The 373-nt window shown below is 67.6% G+C and carries 1 protein-coding gene; it reads right to left on the reverse strand.

Features of this window, described 5'->3' with window-relative positions; genetic code table 11:
- Positions 1 to 63 precede the first annotated feature (63 nt).
- A partial coding sequence (locus EN850_RS34210) for a S46 family peptidase (RefSeq protein ID WP_136092985.1) occupies positions 64 to 373 on the reverse strand: 310 nt, incomplete at its 5' end.

The following is a 373-nucleotide window of genomic DNA, read 5'->3' on the forward strand; positions in this document are numbered from 1 at the left end:
CCACCCCCACCAGGGTGGGGGCCTACGTGGTGCGGGCCACGACCGTGGGTCGTGGCCGGCCTCTTACTGTGCCGGCACGCCCATTTCCTTCAGCAGTTCCGGTGCCGGGTAGACCTTGGCCAGCACCCAGCGCAGGTAGCGCATGTCCACGTGCACGGCACGCTTGTAGCGCGGGTCGAACCACCAGCTGGCGCTGACCGACTCCCAGTTGCTGTCGAAGTTCAGGCCGATCAGCTCACCCTTGGCGTTGAGCACCGGCGAGCCGGAGTTGCCGCCAGTGGTGTCCAGGTTGGTCAGGAAGTTGACCGTCTGGGTGTTCAGCGCCGGGTCGGCGGTGCTGCCGAAGTCACCCTTGGCGATCGCCGCCAGCAGC

This window comes from Mesorhizobium sp. M8A.F.Ca.ET.207.01.1.1 (genome assembly GCF_004794715.1).
Classification (GTDB): domain Bacteria; phylum Pseudomonadota; class Alphaproteobacteria; order Rhizobiales; family Rhizobiaceae; genus Mesorhizobium.